Genomic DNA, 16,123 nt, shown 5'->3' on the forward strand with positions numbered 1-16,123 from the left:
CCTCACCTACTTGCCGCCGCTGTATGCGTGACCATCGCCGATGAAGCGGATAAATCGCTCCTGTGCGGCAGCAGCTGAAGCCTGCTGTTCGGCGGCTCGCAAGGTGTCCGCGCGCGCTTGGGTCGCCAGAAGTGCCTGGGTCTGCAACGACTGCTTGATCTGCAGTGCAAGCAGCTCGTTGCCGGATTGTTGGGCCTGTAGGGAGCCGATGGCGCTCGACGAGTTCGCCATCAGGGTTCGAAGCGTCTGGCCATCCTGGTCCAGAGTACTGACAATGGCCGACTCGATGATGAACGTCTGCTTCAGCCCCTCGTAGCTATTGTCCCAGCGCGTGGTCGCATCCTGCACCATCTTGTCGGACGACACCGCTGCTCCATACTGGCGAGGATAGAGTTGCTGAAAAGTCTGTTGGGTCTTCTGAACATCAAACGAAATGCCCTTTGCCTGAACAATGAGGCTGTTCATCTGATTGATCGTCGAGGTCAGCTGGCCGGCGACGCTTGTCGGCAGGCTTGCAAGGTTCTTCGCCTGATTGAGCAGGGACTGCGCCTGATTTTCGAGGCCCCTGACCTGGTTATTGATCTGCTCAAGTGCTCGAGCGGCAGTCAGCAGATTCTGACTGTAGTTCGAGGGATCAAACACGATGACTTGGGCGCCAAGGCGTCGGGATCCGTTCACTGCAATAACGAGGGAAAGTGCTATGACAGCGCCTGCCCTTAGCGCTCTTCGCGCAATGGGGCAGCCTGAGATGGCTTCCAGCATGGACGACTCCAGGAGTTGAGATTGAGATCAAGCCTTGTGAGCTTGTTCGAAGGTGCTGATCAAGTTTGCGGCCCAGTGCAGCTCTCGTTCAGCGAGATAGCGCTTGCCGAAATGGTGTGGGCCGGTCCTGGCCAAAACCGCGTCTATGGCGCGTTGATCGTCGGCTGACGATGCCGCGGCAAACGCAAGCGCCACGGGCCCAAGCCCCAGCTCAAAGAGGCGATTGCCGGCGCGCGATTGCAGATAGTAATCGCGCTTGGGAAAGGCCTCGGCGATCAGGCCGACTTGAGTATCATTCAAACCGAAGCGGCGATAAGTCTCGCTCTGAGTCGGCTCGAGCGCGCGCGGGTTCGGCAGGAATATCCGCGTTGGGCAGGATTCGATGATCGCAGGCGCGATCTGGGTGTTGGCGATATCGGCAAGCGACTGGGTGGCGAAGATTACAGCCACGTTCTTCTTGCGCAGCGTCTTGAGCCATTCGCGGATGCGACCAGAAAATAGCGGGTCATCCAGAAACACCCAGGCTTCATCGAGCACCAGCAAGGTGGGCCGGCCGTTGAAACGGCCTTCGAGGGTATGGAAGAGATAGGTCAGAACCGGCGCGACCAGACCTGGCAGCGCCATCAATTCCTCCATTTCGAAGGTGAGCACGTCGGCAGCGGAAAGACGGTCGGCATCAGCATCCAGAAAGCGGCCGTAGGGTCCTTCCAGCGTGTAAGGCTGCAATGCCTGACGCAGTGCATCGCGGGCAAGCAGCGCCACAAGCCCCGTCATGGTCCGCTGGGAAACTGGCGCCGAGCCGAGGCTCTTGAGCGCCGACCAGAGTGTCTCCTTGACGTCGGGCGTCAGGGGAACGCGCTCGTGGGCAAGCACCCCGCAAAGCCAATCCAGCGCCCAGAGCCGGGCTCCCTCCTCCGCCACATCCTTCAGTGGCTGAAAGGCAAGCCCGCCCTTGGCCCCAAGCTCGTACCACGCGCCAGAGAGAGCGAGCGTGGTGGCGCGTGCGGAGCGGCCTTTGTCGAAGATGATCAATTGGGCGTTCGGATAGCGCCGGAATTGAAGGGCGAGCATCGAGAGGAGGACCGACTTGCCTGCACCGGTAGGACCGACAATGATTGTGTGCCCGACATCCCCGGCGTGCAGCGACAGGCGGAACGGGGTCGCTCCCTTGGTCTTGGCAATCAGGAGCGGCGGGCCGTCCAGGTGCTCACATCGCTCTGGTCCCGCCCAGACCGAGGACAAGGGACACATATGAGCGAGGTTAAGGGTGTGGACAATTGGCCGGCGGACGTTAGCGTAGGCCTGTCCCGGCAGGCTCCCGAGCCACGCCTCGACCGCATTGATGGTTTCACGGATGGTGGTGAAGCCCCGGCTGTTGATCACGCGTTCGACCGCGCGGATCCTCTCGTCGGCCGTGCGCGAATCCTCATCGCTGACCGTCACCGTCGTGGTGATGTAACCAAAGGCGACCAGGTCATCACCGAGCTCGGACAGCGCCGCATCGGCATCGGCCGCCTTGTTGCTGGCATCTGTATCAAGGAGGGCCGCCTGCTCGTTGAGCATCACCTCCTTGACGACGGCCGCAAGCGACTTCCGTTTCGCAAACCATTGCCGGCGGTACTTCGACAACGTCGCATTCGCCAGCGTCCGATCGAGCGGAAGGAAGCGCGTCGCCCAGCGATACGGGACGCCCAGCCTGTTCAATTCGTCGAGCAGGCCGGGAAAGGTCACATGCGGAAAGCCGAGAACCGTCAGCGCACGAAGATGGCTTCGGCCGATAGCCGGCGACAATCCTCCGGTCAGCGGCTCGTCACTCAGAAAACAATCGAGATAGGCCGGGATTTCTGGAACGCTGACCGGGTGCCGCTTGGTCGAGATGCAGCTGTGGAGATAAGTCAGGGTCTCCTCATCGTTGAGGGGCCATATTTCGGGAAGGACCGACGACAAGAGATCGATCGCTCGATCCGTTTCCTGGATGAAACGGTCACGATGATCTCGATAGCTGTGCTCGCGTTCCGGCCGGGTATATTCGCCCTCCACTCCGCTGGGGGCATCACCATCCGATGAGCCCTCGTCTTGCGACACCTGCCGAGCAGCTTCGCTACGCTTCCGATGCAATCGTTGATCGCTGACCTGGCTTTCCTGCGGACGCTCCAGAAAGAGAGCTTCAAACCGCGACACTCTTTCGGCCGGAGGCAAGTACATGAGGGTAAGGTGCAGGATGCTCTCAAAATGCTGTCCGTGCGGCCGGAATGGGTCCTCCCAGGCGTCGGCATCGCCCTCGAAGGCGGCCCGCCGTTCTTCGTCGATCAGCCATGAGACCGGGTCGGGAAACTCTGAACGCGGGTACTTGGCGGCAGGTATGCGGGTCGCATCGAAGAACAACGCCCAGCCCGATCCAAAGCGCTTCAGAACGTTGTTCACGCGCGAGGCGACGCTCATCAGCTCAGCTTCGGTCGCGCTGTCGAGGTCCGGCCCTCGATAGCGGATGGTACGCTGGAAGCTGCCGTCCTTGTTCAGAATCACCCCAGGTGCAACGAGGCAGGCCCAAGGCAGCCAATCTGCGAGCCGATAGCCATCAGCGCGAAATTCCCTCAGATTCAGCATGCGAGCCATCCCTTGTGCTTGGTGTGGCGGACGGCGACCTCGACGAACGCCGGATCGCGCTTGGCGAGCCAAACCGCAGCCCCATGGCCCACGATCCAGAGCGCGAGGCCCGCGAGCCAAAGCCGCAACCCGAGCGCCAGCACGGCCGATAAGGTGCCGATCAGGATCGCGGCAGCACGCGGCGCGCCGCCGATCAGAATTGGCTCGGTGAGCGAGCGGTGGAGCACAAGCTCAAATCCCTCTGGCCGCATCAGATCAGCGCTCCGCCGCCGAATGAGAAGAACGAAAGGAAGAAGGAGCTGGCGGCAAAGGCGATCGACAGGCCAAACACGACCTGGACCATCCTGCGAAAACCGCCGGAAGTGTCGCCAAAGGCAAGCGATATGCCGGTCACAGTGATGATGATGACGGCGACGATCTTGGCGACCGGCCCCTGTACTGACTCGAGGATACGCTCCAACGGGGCTTCCCAGGGCATACCGGAGCCGGCCGCGTGAGCCACTGAGGTGGTCACGACAATGAATGAGACAGCTGTCCCAAACTGGACGAGCGGGGACGGATGAACTCGGTATACATAGATACGCGCAGCCGAAAGTAGTCGAACAAACATCTCGTACTCTCCGTTGATCAGGGGCGATGACTCGTTGCTGGAAGGCCGGGTGGGGTTTCGAGCAGATAGTCGCCTGAGGGATCGAGGCCCTTGAGCTCGGCCACTGTCTCAATTCGACGTGCCGGGCCTCGACCCTTGATGAAGACGATGAGATCGATCGCTTCCGCGATCAGTCGGCGCGGCACGGTTGCCACGGCCTCCTGGATCAGTTGCTCAATCCGGTAGAGCGCCGCGCGGGCTGAGTTCGCGTGCACCGTGGCGATCCCACCGGGGTGGCCGGTATTCCAGGCCTTCAGCATGTCGAGGGCTTCGGCCCCCCTCACTTCGCCGACAATGATGCGGTCGGGACGCAGGCGAAGCGTGGAGCGCACGAGGTCGGCGAGATTCGCGACACCCGGCCTGGTCCGGAGGGTCACGGCGTCCCTGGCGTCACATCGCAGCTCGCGCGTGTCCTCAATGATGATGATGCGCTCGTCGAGGCGTGCGATCTCGGCCAGAAGCGCGTTGGCAAGCGTTGTCTTGCCCGACCCGGTGCCGCCGGCAATCAGAATGCTGCGACGCTCACAGATTGCAGCCGCAAGGACCCTTGTGACCGTGGGGGAGACAATCTGTGCCCTTACATAGTCGGAGAGATGGAACGTGGTTGTGGCTGGCTTTCGGATCGAAAAGCAGGGTGCAAGCGACACCGGTGGCAAGACGCCTTCGAACCGCTCGCCGGTTTCGGGAAGCTCGGCTGAGATGATCGGAGACGATGCGCTGGCCTCCGCCCGCACATGGCTTGCCACCAGGCGAATAATCCGCTCCGCCTCCTGCGCTGTCAGGATGACGCCGGTACCCGCGCGGCCCGACCCGTGCCGGTCGAGCCAAAGCTTCCCATCCGGATTGACCATGACTTCGACCACGTCGGCTTCTTCCAGGGCAAGGCTGATGGCCGGCCCCATCGCCGTTCGGAGCATCCCGCGGCGGCGTTCCCGGGTCTCGGGCGAGAGAAGGTCAGACATTGCCCACCTCCTCCCGCCCTGCCGGAGACGGCCCCCGCTGCTCGCCCGTCGCGTCTTGCGAGCGGGATCTCGTTTCCGCATTCTGAGCGGCGCCCAGGGGAGCGCCCTCCTCGATGTGGCGAGTGAATAGGTCCGGCTTTGACGTGCTGACGCGCTCCATGACGTCGGCAACAAGGCGAGCGCCGGAAGCAACGCGTTTGCCGACCTGAGCGACAAACATTTCGAACCTCTCGCGCCCAAGCGCGCGTGCGGCGTCCTGGTCGCCCGATGGCAGAGGCGGCGTAATCGTCAGGTAGTAGCGGACGAAGAGCGCAATGGTCTCCGCCATCACCGACAGATCGCCATCGATCCGATCGAGCTGCCGACTCATGCGGTCAAGCCGGCGGATCAGCGCTGCATCGCCGCTCGTGTCCCGCTCCGGATTAAGAAAACGATCCAGTGCCGCTTCCACGATCGCCGATTTGTTGGTCCCCGGTCGTTTGGCCGCGAGTTCGAGCCGCTGCGATACGCTGTCAGAGACATAGGCTGAAAGTTTTGGCTTCATCGGGAGAGCCCTTCAGAATGCGGGAAGCAGATCATCGTCATCGCGGGTGACGGCGTGAGCGCGACGAACGGTGCCTGCAGCGCTCGCCGCCCGCTGCATCTGGTCGCGATCGGCGGCTGCGTCGGCCTCGTCGTCAAGCAGGCGTTCCTCGACCGAGCGGACATCATTGGCAGGCGACGGCGCTTCATCAAACAGCGGCAATTGCTGTTTGAGCCCGCCCTCCTCGCTACCTGTCTGCATGAGCTCGCGATATGGCAGCGTCGCAAGGCGAAGATCGACAGAGCGGGTCTCACCGCCCCAGTCGTCGGGACGCGCGGCCGGACGATCGAAGTAGTCTTGGCCAGTCAGACGCGGCGGAGGAAGCAGGCGACCCACAAAATTTGCGTCCTCATAGTGGCGCAGCTTCAAGGCGCGTATTGGCGCAAGGCCAGAGACCAGCACGATGGCCTGATCAGGCGGCAACTGCATCACTTCGCCGGGCGTTAGGAGCGGCCGCGCGGTTTCCTGGCGGCTGACCATGACATGGCCGAGCCAGGGCGCGAGCCGATGACCCGCATAGTTGCGCTGGGCACGCAATTCGGTGGCAGTGCCTAGCGCGTCCGAAATCCGCTTTGCGGTTCGTTCGTCATTGGCGGAAAAGGCAATACGGACATGGCAGTTGTCCAGGATCGCATTGTTCTCACCGTAGGCTTTCGCAATCTGGTTGAGCGACTGCGCGATCAAATAGGCCCGGATGCCGTAGCCGGCCATGAAGGCGAGCGCGCTTTCGAAGAAGTCGAGGCGGCCGAGTGCTGGAAACTCGTCCAGCATCAACAGCAACTGGCGATGTGTCTGATCCCCGTCCTTTATGTTCAAGGTTTCGGTCAAGCGGCGTCCGATCTGATTGAGGATCAACCGGATCAACGGCTTGGTGCGGCTGATGTCCGACGGCGGCACGACGAGATAGAGCGTGACCGGCTTGTCAGCACCGACCAAGTCCGCAATGCGCCAATCGCAGCTTTCGGTGTTTCGGCTGACGATAGGATCCCGATAGAGCCCAAGGAAGCTCACAGCCGTCGAGAGAACGCCTGAGCGCTCGTTTTCGGACTTGTTGAGGAGCTCCCGCGCGGTCGCGGCGACAACCGGGTGCACCTTTGGCTGAGCCTCGGTGCCGAGATGGTTGGTGGCCAGCATGATCCTCAGCGTCTTTTCGAAGGACTGCGCCGGATCGGCCAGGATCTCGGTGACCCGGGTGAGCGTCTTCTCCTTTTCGGCGTAGAGGACGTGCAGGATCACGCCAAGCAGCAGCGAATGGCTGGTCTTTTCCCAATGGGTTCGGCGTTCGAGCGCACCTTCCGGATCAACCAGGATGTCGGCGATGTTCTGCACGTCCCGGACTTCGGCCGCACCCTTGCGGACCTCAAGCAACGGGTTGTAACGGGCGCTTCTTGGATCGGTCGGGTTGAACAGCAGGCAATGGGAGAAAGTTGAGCGCCAGCCGGAGGTTATTTCCCAGTTTTCACCCTTGATGTCATGCACGACAGCAGACGAGGTCCAGGACAGTAGCGTCGGAAGAACGAGCCCAACGCCCTTGCCAGAGCGCGTCGGCGCAAAGCACATGACATGTTCCGGCCCATCATGGCGCAGGTAGTTGTTTTCGAGACGACCGAGAAACACCCCCTTTGCTGCGAACAGGCCGGCAGCCCGGATTTCCTTCGTGCTTGCCCAGCGTGCCGAGCCGTAGGTCGTCACGAGTTGGTTTTGCCGCGCCCGCCACACCGAATTGATGATTGCGAACAAGGCGCCGGCGACACCACCTGTAGCCGCGATTGTGCCCCCCTCTTCAAAGATTTCAGGCGCATAGGCTTCGTAAGCGAACCACCATTCGAACAATCGCCACGGCAGATAGACGGGATAGCTGACGATGACGAACCAGGGATCGCCGAGCCGCTCCTGAAATCCGAGAGCTCCTGCCGTCCATTGTGTTGCGCCCCAGGTCGACGCGACGACGATCCCGAATACGATCGTGATCTGGCCGACATAGATTTTCGCTGGAAACATTCACCGCCCCATTCACCCACGCAACGTGAGTGGCGCGATGAAAAGGGCGAATGGCTCACGCGTTCAATCGAAATAAAAAATCGCGCTGTCAGCGAACGCGAAGTTGATCAAGCTTCGTACACCGAAGGAATTTTCGATCATGATCGAGACTGTGTCAGCAAACGCTTCAACAGCTCGTGACTCACTAGCGCAAACAGGATTTCGTTGCCGCTTCACGGGTCGGACAACCGCGAATGCGCTCCTCCAGACGGAAGCTCGACTCGCGAGTCGGTCCAGCGAAGCATTTCCGATCTAGGGTGCGACACGACGAAGTTGGTAGACGTTTCCTCAAACTGCGGGACGCTTATGAGATCCGGATCATCGAGTTCAGTCTGGTCTTTGTCCGTTCATCGAGATCGGCGCCTGCAGGGCAAGGACCGTCAGCTCTTACGGAAGACCCGAAGACTGCGGAAGGTTTCGAATACCTCCACCCGGTTGTCCAAGTTGACAAAGTTGCGTCGACTCCTTATATTTCAGCCGGAGTTCAGTCCATGCCCAAGACACAGTCGAAGCCATCTACCCCCTCCAAGGGTCCGTCCGTTCACGAGGACGGCGTGATGATGGTGCTTGAGCGCAAACCGGCCGCTCTGAAGAGCCTCGCTCTCCCTGCCGACGCTCAGGTGGCGATTGTTTCTCGGAGCGCAACGGCCCTCCGGAAAGTCCGTGAGCGCAACAAGCAACTCGGCGGCTACGAGCTCAGGTTCTTCGCTGATGCCGCCAAGCCTAAGGCGCCGGTCGTCAACAAGGAAGCGTTCGCCCCCGACGCCCGTGCGCTCGCTGTTCTCGAGGGGGTCCGGATTGCGCAGGAGGATCTTCGGCGGTCAGGGGGCGCCTATGACCTGGACCAGGTCAGAACGCTCATGCGCGGCATCTCTCGGCAGGCCATCGACAAGCGCGTGCAAGAAGGCAGCCTCCTTGCTGTTCCCGGTCCCAGCAATCACCGAAGCTTTCCAACCCTTCAGTTCAACGCGGACGGCACTGTCGTCGAGGGTCTCAAGTCCGTTCATGAGGCTCTGCCGACCAGCAATCCCTGGACCGTCCTGAATTTTCTGGCTCAGCCCGATGATCGACTGAATGGCCGTAAACCCATCGATCTGCTCAAGGAAGGCAAGGTCGAACTGGTAGTCGAGGCCGCGCGGCGAATGGCTGAACAAGGCGCGTGACCGCACCGCTGCCGCCCTACGATCTGGCTCACCGTCGTCCCCGCTTGACTCATCTGCGACGAGGCATCGTCATTCATCGGTTCTACACCGCCGAATACGATCCGATCTTTTTCGACCCGTCTCGGCTAGGGCGGTTGAATGCTCCCGACGGGAGTTATGGGGTCCTCTACGCCGCACGCGAGCCTTTCGGCGCATTCGCGGAGACGTTTCTGCGTCAGCCGGGACGGACTTTGATCAACGCGAGCCTGCTTCGGCGCAAGGCCTATGTGCGGCTCGAAATTGCAGCCGATCTCAGGCTGATCAGGCTTGCGGGCCCGAGCCTCGCGATCCTGGGGGCGACCGCCGAGGTGGTTCACGGCGGCCTGCCCTACGATGTACCGCAGGCCTGGTCGAAAGCGCTCTTCGATCACCCGCTTCGTCTCGACGGGATCGCCTATTACGCCCGCCACGACGACGAAGCCCTTTGCTACGCTATTTTTGACCGCGCTCGCGGCTCGGTCCGGGAGAACGATCGAGAGACCAACCTGGATCAGAATTGGTTCTGGCAGCTTGCGCAGCGATACAGGGTGGGACTGTCGCCAGGCTGACCGCACTCTCCTGCTAAAGGCTCAGGCCACGCCTGATCCCGATCGACCAGGAAATCCCCTCCCCGCCGACACTGCCGCTGACCACTTGCCCGCGGGCCCGCTCCAGAACCGGCCGCCAGGGCACCAGAGCAAACTCATGCGATCGCTCGATCAGAGCGTACCGCCCGCTGTGCAGCGTCAGCATGCGACGATAGACACCTGTAATGGTGTCGCCAGCCTTGACCTCGAGATGCTCGAGCCCCGTTTGCGCCGAGATATCCGCAGCTGTCTGGGTGAGTTCGCGCGCCTCCAGCGTTCGCAGCAGGTCTCGCGCATAACGCACCTGCCCTTGCTGCTCGCGCACCAGCCCCTGTTCGAGCAGCCATTGGCGCCTGGCCCGCAGCGCCGCCTCAACTGCCGCGCCCATTCCGGTACGGCCAAGAGTCTCGGACGTCTTGGCGAGGAGCTGGCGATCGAGCCAGGTCGCGCCCAAGGCTTGCGGCAGGTCCTCCAACCTTTGCCACGACAGCACCGCAATCTGAACCGGATTCCACGATCGGTAGAGCGTCTCATAGCGAAGCGCCCGGTCTAGATAGTCCTCACCAACGTTCCATCGGCCATCCGGGAGCCGCTCCACCATCCCTTCGCGCCGCATCGCCTCCAGCCGGCGCACATGAGATGCGATATACTCGCCCGACGCCTGTGGATCGAACTGGCGGTGCAGCCGGTCGCTATAGACGCCATGCTGGCTAGCCGCGACCTTGGCGATGGTATGATCGATCCCCCGTGCCTCGGCCGGGCGAGACTTGAGCTCGACGATGGTATTCCGGATAGGCGGTTCTTCATTAGCGGAAAGCGCACCGACGTCGGCGTAGTGCGTCCGCCCATCGACGCCGTCGATCACGACATAGCGACGCTCGCTTAGCTCGTCCGAAAATCCTGCGCCGACCACAAAGCCAACGAGGCGACGATCAGCCTGCTCCGGGTCGAAGATCGTATAGCTACCGGCGGCACGGGAAAGGCTCGCCGCCGCAAGCTCGCGATGCATGGTCTTGATGATGTCACCGCGCTCGCCCATGCGCCTGAGCTTGGCTTCTAGCTCTGCATCAATCTGCCAATGGCCAAGAGCGGTCTCCTCCGCCAACCCCATCCGCTCAAGCGTCCGCAACCGTCCCATTCGGGTGGCGTGCCAGACTGGATCCTTCGCGGGCTTTGCACTGAGTTCAAGACGTTCGTCCACTGCGTCGCGCAGGATAGACCGGTCGAGACGCGTGAACCGTTCTGCCGTGACCTCCTGCTGAAGCTTGCGGGCGGCCTCGATCTCTGTCTCGGGACCGAGCTCCCGGGTGATGAGGTCCGCTGCCCGCGCCCGCAAACCATGGGCGATATAGTCCCGCGCAATCACCAGATCATTTCCCTCGCCGTCCCTGCCGCGGATCACGAGGTGAGTATGGGGATGCCCCGTGTTGAAATGATCAGCCGCGACCCAGTCGAGCTTGGTACCAAGATCCTGTTCCATCTGCCGCATAAGGTCGCGGATAAACGGCTTCAGATCCGAGAGCTCGGCGCTGTCCTCTGGCGCGACGATGAACCGGAACTGGTGGCGATCGCCAGTGCTCCGTTCTGCGAATGCCTTCGCATCGGCGCGATCGCTGCTGGCGTCATACAGCTCGCCTGGTTGGCCATCACGCGTAACGCCATCACGCTGAACATAGCGCAGGTTCGCTCGCACAGCACCCGGATCGCCGCCCTTGATACGCACGATGCGCGCCTTGATCACGACACGCCGCCGGCCTGCCAAGCGCGGTCGCCCGGCTAAGGTCGCGCCGTGCGCGTGGCCGCGGCCGATCCGACCGCCCATGAACGAGGACGCTCGCCGCGAGCTCACGCCGACCTTTAGCGCCTCCTGACGGACGCGCCGCAGATAACTGGTTGCTCTTTTGGCTTTGTGGTTGGCGATTCGCCCGAGCTTCACTTCGAATTCGTCATCGATCTCTTTCATGCACCCGTCCGCTAGCCAAGAACGCGTCCGATATGTAAAGCCAACGAACGCGCGCCAAGACGCAGACGCAATCAAGCAGGACCATCATGGCGGTAAGCCTGGTCTGGCGACATTGCGCGGGCAGATGGCGCTAACTCCGGGATGTGCAGACAACGACTTAGTGGGGACAAGTCGCCAGTGCTTTTATCTTGCCCTCCCGCCCTCTACCATGTGAGCAAAGCCGGCCTCCCGCGAAATGCGAAGTTCGAACAAGCCGGAGCGGCGATGGTGGTATATTGTCACGATCCCCGTTGATAGTCCAAACTTGCGATGTGATGAGGAGAGAGAGGTGACACAGCCTTCCGGAAACGGAGCAGATGCCGGACTGCTTGCCGAGGCTATTGCTGCGCTTCGTGAGCTGGCCTCGCGCGCGCAAGAAGTGCACGATCGGTCGTTCGACGACGGCCATTCCATTGATACATGGCAGAGCGACGAGCTCCGGGCCGCGATAAAGCGCGCCGAAGCAGTCATCGCGAAGGCAGGACCTGCTAAAGTATAGCAGGCTGACAGGCCATCATGTCGGCGCCTCCCAGTCTGCTGCAGACTGCCAGGTGTGAGGGCGGATCGCGAAATCCCCCTCCAACATCAAGTGTAGTCCCGGAGGCTTACGCTGTGCTCGACGTCTTTCTCTCCATTGCTGAGGTTGCTTCGCCGCCTGGCTCGCGCTCTACGCCAAAGACGGGTCTTGACGAAAGCTGATGCAACGTACGCGCCCTTTCGGGCGCGCACGGATAGAAACTCTCCCACCTCAAATATCCGGATTCCACGTCCAGATTGGGTGCGCGACACCCAAGATATCGCACCCTAGGACCGGCCCAAAGTAGCGCGAGTCGAACGAACGCGGGTGTGGCTGCAACAGGAAAAACTCGCCCTCGACGAGCCGCATGCAGCCCTCCCAGGCCGGCAGTGGCCGCCCTTCCTGATCCTTCTCGATCACCTCGGCGACGACCTTTCCATTGATGGATATGGTACCGACAGGCTCCTTGGCACGGCACACTTCATCGCCGCCGGCTGCGGCGATCCGCTTAAGCAGGGGCACCTTGCTTGGTAGAATATTATGCGCGATGATCATGAGCTCGATTGCGGGCGGCGGCTTGAAGACCGCGAGCTCTCCGCGGTCGGGCAATCTTTGCTCCAGGTAATAGAAGCCCAGTGGCGCGCTCCCCGAGGCACTATACATAAGAATTGGCATCTCGGTCGCGGAGGACATCAGCAAGACGATGACGCCGGCACACATCGCCGAGAGAATGGTGGCCTGGTGCCGCGCTTTTGCACGATCAATCAGCATCGGATGTCGACCTCCGCTTATTGGCTTGCGAATACTCGACTAAATCCTCGATGTGGTATCGGACATAACGCCCGTGCTTGCGGTAGGCAGGCCCTGTGCCGCTCACCCGCATTTTCTCGAGCGTGTTCTTTGTGAGGCGTAGCCAGGCCGCAGCTTCCACGGTAGTGAGAAATGGCTTTTCTGGATCTCTCTCTTCACTCTTCGTCATCATCGACCTCCTCTTCCAGCTCCGGCAAAACCGTGAGATGCAAGACGAAACGTCGTCAGATCGGGAGAGATTTTGGGAGTGGCGAAGACAAACGTCTCTGTTTCGCCATCCGCTAAGAGCAAATATGGTCAAATGACTGGGGCAAACTCGTGCGGCGACCCCCGGATTAATCTAACAATTCGCGATAGCCGCCCTTCATCAATTCGGTCCCTTTGGTGACGAGCCGGCGGGTTCGGTCCTTTAAGTACTGGCTGGGACCCTGCCACTCCTCAGCAACTTTTTTCTCTCCAAAGATATTGATCGCGATCTGGCGGTAGGTTTTGCCGTTCAGGCTCGCCTGAAGCGCGATAAGGGCATGGCGGAGCCGCAGCCGCTCGTCATTTGTAAACCGCGGCCTTTGAGTCGTCGTAGGATGTTCTCCTGTGAAGCGCTGCAGGTCCCTGAGCAACTCAGTTTGGCCTGGAAGATCCGCAAGACCATGCAACTCGAAGACCGGCGCAAACGGCGCGGTCAGCACGGAAAGACCCCCGATTACAATGGGAATTTGCAAGCCCCTCCCCTTGACGAGCACCAGAGGGTGACCATCGACCCCGATGACTGCCCTTCGCTGGACATCAAAATCAGCAAGCGTGCGCGCCGCACCACTCTGCTTCGGCGCCCTTGCAGCCAACCGCACAACTCGCTTGAACGCGCTCGTGTACCAGAACACCGGAGCCTTATGGGGGCAGAGCCGAGGATCGGCGAAACTGTAGAGGCCCCATTTTTCAGCATGAGGAAAACGGCGTCGAAGGCGCAACAGCTGCGTCCCATCGCTGAGCCTGATGCATGGCTGGTGTCGCGGCACGGACCTTCGCCAATCCGCGACATAGTCCTGATTTAACCGTAAGAACTCCCACGCCCAGTCACCCCCACCATAATCGGCGGGATCGAAGCACGTCATTTGGTTCTCACTGGGACCACACGCAGAACAGAAAGAATTCAATGGCCCCCCACGGACAAGTGTGCCAGCACGAAATCTTCGGGCCAAATGGGGCAAGAGAAGAAGATCGGTCACTACTCGTTCTCTTGGCCGCGACCTGGTCGCGTTATGACGCGAGAAATCTCTGACCTCGACGGCTTAACGATACACGTCGACGTCGAAAACGTCGATTCCATGTTATGATCGCCTTGCATGCCGATCCGGCGTGCCCATCGACTAATCGAGTAGAATTGGAGGGCATATGGCTAAAAAAGCGAAAAAAGCAAAAAAAACGACCGCGAAAAAGGCCAAAAAGAAGAAGTGACTCCTTCTTGTAACAGGTCTTGCTGATGACGGCGTAGGAGGGCACGCCGCTTCAGGCACCTTGATGAGATTGAGAGCACCGACTAGAAGCCACAGCCGCTCCAAGCCCCGGCCGATTTGACCGCCGGGGCCTGCCCGGCGCGGCCCACTCGCGGTTTTTGCGGGACCGCGACCTGAGGAGAGCGTATCCTTCGCATTCGTCCTCGAACAAGTTGGCGTAGATCGGCGCGTCGATTTGAGGGGTTATCGAGCTTAAGCGAAAGTTACCTGCGGCCCTCCTCGAAGCGCTTGGGACCAGCCCGCACCGATCTCGGCCTTATGTGGTGCATCGCTAGAGCGTTGTGCGGAGTGCCGCGCTGTAAACGCAGGTTTTTTCGGCTCATGGCCGGCGGCGGAACACCGCAAAATCTCGCGGAGAGAAGCCGCGGCGCCCCGCGCGAGGTGAGGCGCCGCAAGCCAAGGTCAGCGCGACCAGACGAGCGCGTAGCCGTCATCGACCGCGACGAGGTTGGCGTAGATCGGCGCCGGGAAGGATGGGTCGTCGAGCTTGACCGAGTGATAGACAGTGTTGTCCTTCGAGGATCGCTGCCAGGCGGCACCTATCTCAACGTCTCGGGCCATCACACGCAGGCTCGGAGCCTTCTCGTTGTCGGAGCGTTCGGCGGGAAGAAAGCGCGCCTTGATGTTGAGTGAGAGCGTCTTGATGATGCCGGTGTACGAGCCATCTTCGGCACGGGTGAAGGTACCAATCTGAGCCATCGTGATCTCCTGTTGCTGTTTTCAAGCCCGCGACCATCGCGGCCTTGATGGCGATCTCTGAGCGCCGCAGCGACCGACCCGCAGCCTTTGGCCCGCAGCGGCAGCGCAGGACGGCGGGCTGAGCGATCTTGTTGCCTCGCGAGGAATGCCGCCGCAGGGCGGCAGGGGAAGAAGATCGCGAACGAGCCATTGCGGGTGAAGGTCGGCGAGCGCAGCGAGCGTATTGTGGCGCGTGATCCGCCAGCAAGGGCCCGCTATGGACGCGTGCAAGCAGCCTGACAGGAGGGCAACGGCTCAAAGGCACCAACCACCGCCGCGACCGCGACACCGCAGAGCAGCAGCAGAGCAATGGAGGTAGCGCGGCTGGATCCACCGAACCCGATCCGAAGAAGAAGGCTCATTGCACATACGAATGGCCTAGTGATGCCGCCGCCACGGATCCGATCTATTTCGTCGTGACGGAAGGCTGCCCGACGTCTCTCACCCCGAAGATAGAAATGCGTCCTCCAAGCGAGGCGATCGGAGATTGTGCCGAGGCTAATCCAGGTCCACTACACTCGGCTTCAAGACGCTCAGTAAGCAGTATGCAATCTTCGCGGAAGACCGGCTGAAGCTTTGGGATCAGCTCGCGATCGTCAGCGGTATGCGGCGCGACGAGCCAAGCATTGAACGCGCCGATTTCAGGGATGAGACCAAGAGCTTCGAGATGTCGCTATCCGGCCTGGCCTGGCAGGCCAGGACGCACTTATCCGAGGAACAAGAGATCTTAGACCGACTTGTAGGTTAGGCCCGGAAGGGCTGCTCGGCACGCCGTCCCTCTTTTGCAAAGACCCGCCCGGTTTATCGAAGATGTGGTCGAGGTGTTACATTGACGAGCCTGTCGGCCTGTTCTGTCCTGAAGAAATGTATTAGCTCAGGTGAGGTTAGGAGAGCGGCGAGATGAACAGCGGCCAGGAAATTCCGAACGAGCTTATGGTATCCGCTGGCAATGCGTCGGAAGTCCTTTGAGCCTGCAGAAGCTGCGCTCGATGACATTTCGGCCTTTGTAGGCGCGCCAATCGACTTGTTTCTGGCCAGCTTGCCAACGATCTGAAGAGCGCACATCTGGACCGCCGGACCAGCCTGATCCAAAAGCGCAGCGAGGTGTTGTCCTGATCCGCTCGCCCAGGCGAGCCCACGGCCTAGTGTCCGGGAGAGCCGCTCCAGCCAGCTC

General features: G+C 61.0%; 15 protein-coding genes and 2 pseudogenes. 3 read left to right on the top strand and 14 right to left on the bottom strand.

Annotated elements, in window-relative coordinates; genetic code table 11:
- Positions 1–6: 6 nt before the first annotated feature.
- Genes trbJ through P6U23_RS26045 form a run of 7 tightly spaced genes read right to left on the bottom strand, consistent with a single transcriptional unit; the run spans position 7 to position 7,564 of the window.
- Positions 7–762, bottom strand: a complete 756-nt coding sequence (gene trbJ / locus P6U23_RS26015) for a P-type conjugative transfer protein TrbJ (protein WP_407175364.1) — start codon at positions 760–762, stop codon at positions 7–9.
- 27 nt (positions 763–789) lie between these two features.
- On the bottom strand, positions 790–3,369 hold the full coding sequence (gene trbE, locus P6U23_RS26020; RefSeq protein ID WP_407175365.1) for a conjugal transfer protein TrbE: 2,580 nt from the start codon (positions 3,367–3,369) through the stop codon (positions 790–792).
- Positions 3,363–3,620: a VirB3 family type IV secretion system protein gene (locus tag P6U23_RS26025; protein ID WP_407175366.1), complete on the bottom strand. Its 258-nt coding sequence runs from the start codon at positions 3,618–3,620 to the stop codon at positions 3,363–3,365. Before P6U23_RS26025 ends, trbE begins: the two co-directional genes overlap by 7 nt.
- Positions 3,620–3,979, bottom strand: a complete 360-nt coding sequence (locus tag P6U23_RS26030) for a TrbC/VirB2 family protein (RefSeq protein WP_407175367.1) — start codon at positions 3,977–3,979, stop codon at positions 3,620–3,622. Before P6U23_RS26030 ends, P6U23_RS26025 begins: the two co-directional genes overlap by 1 nt.
- A gap of 17 nt (positions 3,980–3,996) precedes the next feature.
- Complete coding sequence (gene trbB / locus P6U23_RS26035; protein WP_407175368.1) at positions 3,997–4,980, bottom strand: P-type conjugative transfer ATPase TrbB; 984 nt, start codon at positions 4,978–4,980, stop codon at positions 3,997–3,999.
- The gene (locus P6U23_RS26040; protein ID WP_407175369.1) at positions 4,973–5,524 is read right to left on the bottom strand and encodes a CopG family transcriptional regulator; all 552 of its coding nucleotides are present in this window, start codon (positions 5,522–5,524) and stop codon (positions 4,973–4,975) included. The genes trbB and P6U23_RS26040 overlap by 8 nt, the downstream gene beginning before the upstream one ends.
- Positions 5,525–5,536: 12 nt before the next feature.
- Complete coding sequence (locus tag P6U23_RS26045; RefSeq protein WP_407175370.1) at positions 5,537–7,564, bottom strand: conjugal transfer protein TraG; 2,028 nt, start codon at positions 7,562–7,564, stop codon at positions 5,537–5,539.
- Between the two features lie 530 nt (positions 7,565–8,094).
- Between P6U23_RS26045 and P6U23_RS26050 the strand changes: the two genes are divergently transcribed.
- Positions 8,095–8,766, top strand: a complete 672-nt coding sequence (locus P6U23_RS26050) for a hypothetical protein (protein ID WP_407175371.1) — start codon at positions 8,095–8,097, stop codon at positions 8,764–8,766.
- A complete protein-coding gene (locus P6U23_RS26055) occupies positions 8,763–9,353 on the top strand; it encodes an RES family NAD+ phosphorylase (RefSeq protein WP_407175372.1) in 591 nt (196 codons plus the stop codon). The genes P6U23_RS26050 and P6U23_RS26055 overlap by 4 nt, the downstream gene beginning before the upstream one ends.
- A 13-nt stretch (positions 9,354–9,366) precedes the next feature.
- On the opposite strand, the gene rlxS is transcribed toward P6U23_RS26055, so the two are convergent.
- Positions 9,367–11,334 carry a relaxase/mobilization nuclease RlxS gene (gene rlxS, locus P6U23_RS26060; protein WP_407175373.1) on the bottom strand — a complete coding sequence of 656 codons (1,968 nt, stop codon included), beginning with the start codon at positions 11,332–11,334 and terminating at the stop codon, positions 9,367–9,369.
- A gap of 328 nt (positions 11,335–11,662) precedes the next feature.
- Here rlxS and P6U23_RS26065 point away from each other — a divergent pair, with 328 nt between their 5' ends.
- Positions 11,663–11,872, top strand: a complete 210-nt coding sequence (locus P6U23_RS26065) for a hypothetical protein (protein WP_407175374.1) — start codon at positions 11,663–11,665, stop codon at positions 11,870–11,872.
- Between the two features lie 249 nt (positions 11,873–12,121).
- Here the strand turns inward: P6U23_RS26065 and P6U23_RS26070 are convergent, their stop codons facing one another.
- The 6 genes and pseudogenes from P6U23_RS26070 to P6U23_RS26095 all read right to left on the bottom strand — a co-directional run.
- Complete coding sequence (locus tag P6U23_RS26070) at positions 12,122–12,661, bottom strand: S26 family signal peptidase (protein WP_407175375.1); 540 nt, start codon at positions 12,659–12,661, stop codon at positions 12,122–12,124.
- Positions 12,651–12,872 carry a helix-turn-helix domain-containing protein gene (locus P6U23_RS26075; protein WP_407175376.1) on the bottom strand — a complete coding sequence of 74 codons (222 nt, stop codon included), beginning with the start codon at positions 12,870–12,872 and terminating at the stop codon, positions 12,651–12,653. Before P6U23_RS26075 ends, P6U23_RS26070 begins: the two co-directional genes overlap by 11 nt.
- A 163-nt stretch (positions 12,873–13,035) precedes the next feature.
- Positions 13,036–13,809, bottom strand: a complete 774-nt coding sequence (locus P6U23_RS26080; RefSeq protein ID WP_407175377.1) for a DUF2285 domain-containing protein — start codon at positions 13,807–13,809, stop codon at positions 13,036–13,038.
- A gap of 490 nt (positions 13,810–14,299) precedes the next feature.
- A pseudogene (locus tag P6U23_RS26085) lies at positions 14,300–14,469 on the bottom strand (DUF736 family protein); the annotation flags it as partial.
- Positions 14,470–14,613: 144 nt separating this feature from the next.
- Entirely contained in the window at positions 14,614–14,910 is a 297-nt protein-coding gene (locus tag P6U23_RS26090; protein WP_407175378.1) for a DUF736 domain-containing protein, read from the bottom strand.
- A 924-nt stretch (positions 14,911–15,834) separates the two neighbouring features.
- A pseudogene (locus tag P6U23_RS26095) lies at positions 15,835–15,964 on the bottom strand (IS5/IS1182 family transposase); the annotation flags it as partial.
- Between the last annotated feature and the right edge of the window lie 159 nt (positions 15,965–16,123).

The organism is Bradyrhizobium sp. STM 3562, from assembly GCF_045571435.1.
In the GTDB taxonomy this organism is placed as follows: domain Bacteria; phylum Pseudomonadota; class Alphaproteobacteria; order Rhizobiales; family Xanthobacteraceae; genus Bradyrhizobium.

Coding starts and splice junctions, on each gene's coding strand:
- trbJ (WP_407175364.1), bottom strand. CDS start 762: ATGCTGGAAGCCATCTCAGGCTGCCCCATTGCGCGAAGAGCGCTAAGG.
- trbE (WP_407175365.1), bottom strand. CDS start 3,369: ATGCTGAATCTGAGGGAATTTCGCGCTGATGGCTATCGGCTCGCAGAT.
- P6U23_RS26025 (WP_407175366.1), bottom strand. CDS start 3,620: ATGCGGCCAGAGGGATTTGAGCTTGTGCTCCACCGCTCGCTCACCGAG.
- P6U23_RS26030 (WP_407175367.1), bottom strand. CDS start 3,979: ATGTTTGTTCGACTACTTTCGGCTGCGCGTATCTATGTATACCGAGTT.
- trbB (WP_407175368.1), bottom strand. CDS start 4,980: ATGTCTGACCTTCTCTCGCCCGAGACCCGGGAACGCCGCCGCGGGATG.
- P6U23_RS26040 (WP_407175369.1), bottom strand. CDS start 5,524: ATGAAGCCAAAACTTTCAGCCTATGTCTCTGACAGCGTATCGCAGCGG.
- P6U23_RS26045 (WP_407175370.1), bottom strand. CDS start 7,564: ATGTTTCCAGCGAAAATCTATGTCGGCCAGATCACGATCGTATTCGGG.
- P6U23_RS26050 (WP_407175371.1), top strand. CDS start 8,095: ATGCCCAAGACACAGTCGAAGCCATCTACCCCCTCCAAGGGTCCGTCC.
- rlxS (WP_407175373.1), bottom strand. CDS start 11,334: ATGAAAGAGATCGATGACGAATTCGAAGTGAAGCTCGGGCGAATCGCC.
- P6U23_RS26070 (WP_407175375.1), bottom strand. CDS start 12,661: ATGCTGATTGATCGTGCAAAAGCGCGGCACCAGGCCACCATTCTCTCG.
- P6U23_RS26075 (WP_407175376.1), bottom strand. CDS start 12,872: ATGATGACGAAGAGTGAAGAGAGAGATCCAGAAAAGCCATTTCTCACT.
- P6U23_RS26080 (WP_407175377.1), bottom strand. CDS start 13,809: ATGACGTGCTTCGATCCCGCCGATTATGGTGGGGGTGACTGGGCGTGG.
- P6U23_RS26090 (WP_407175378.1), bottom strand. CDS start 14,910: ATGGCTCAGATTGGTACCTTCACCCGTGCCGAAGATGGCTCGTACACC.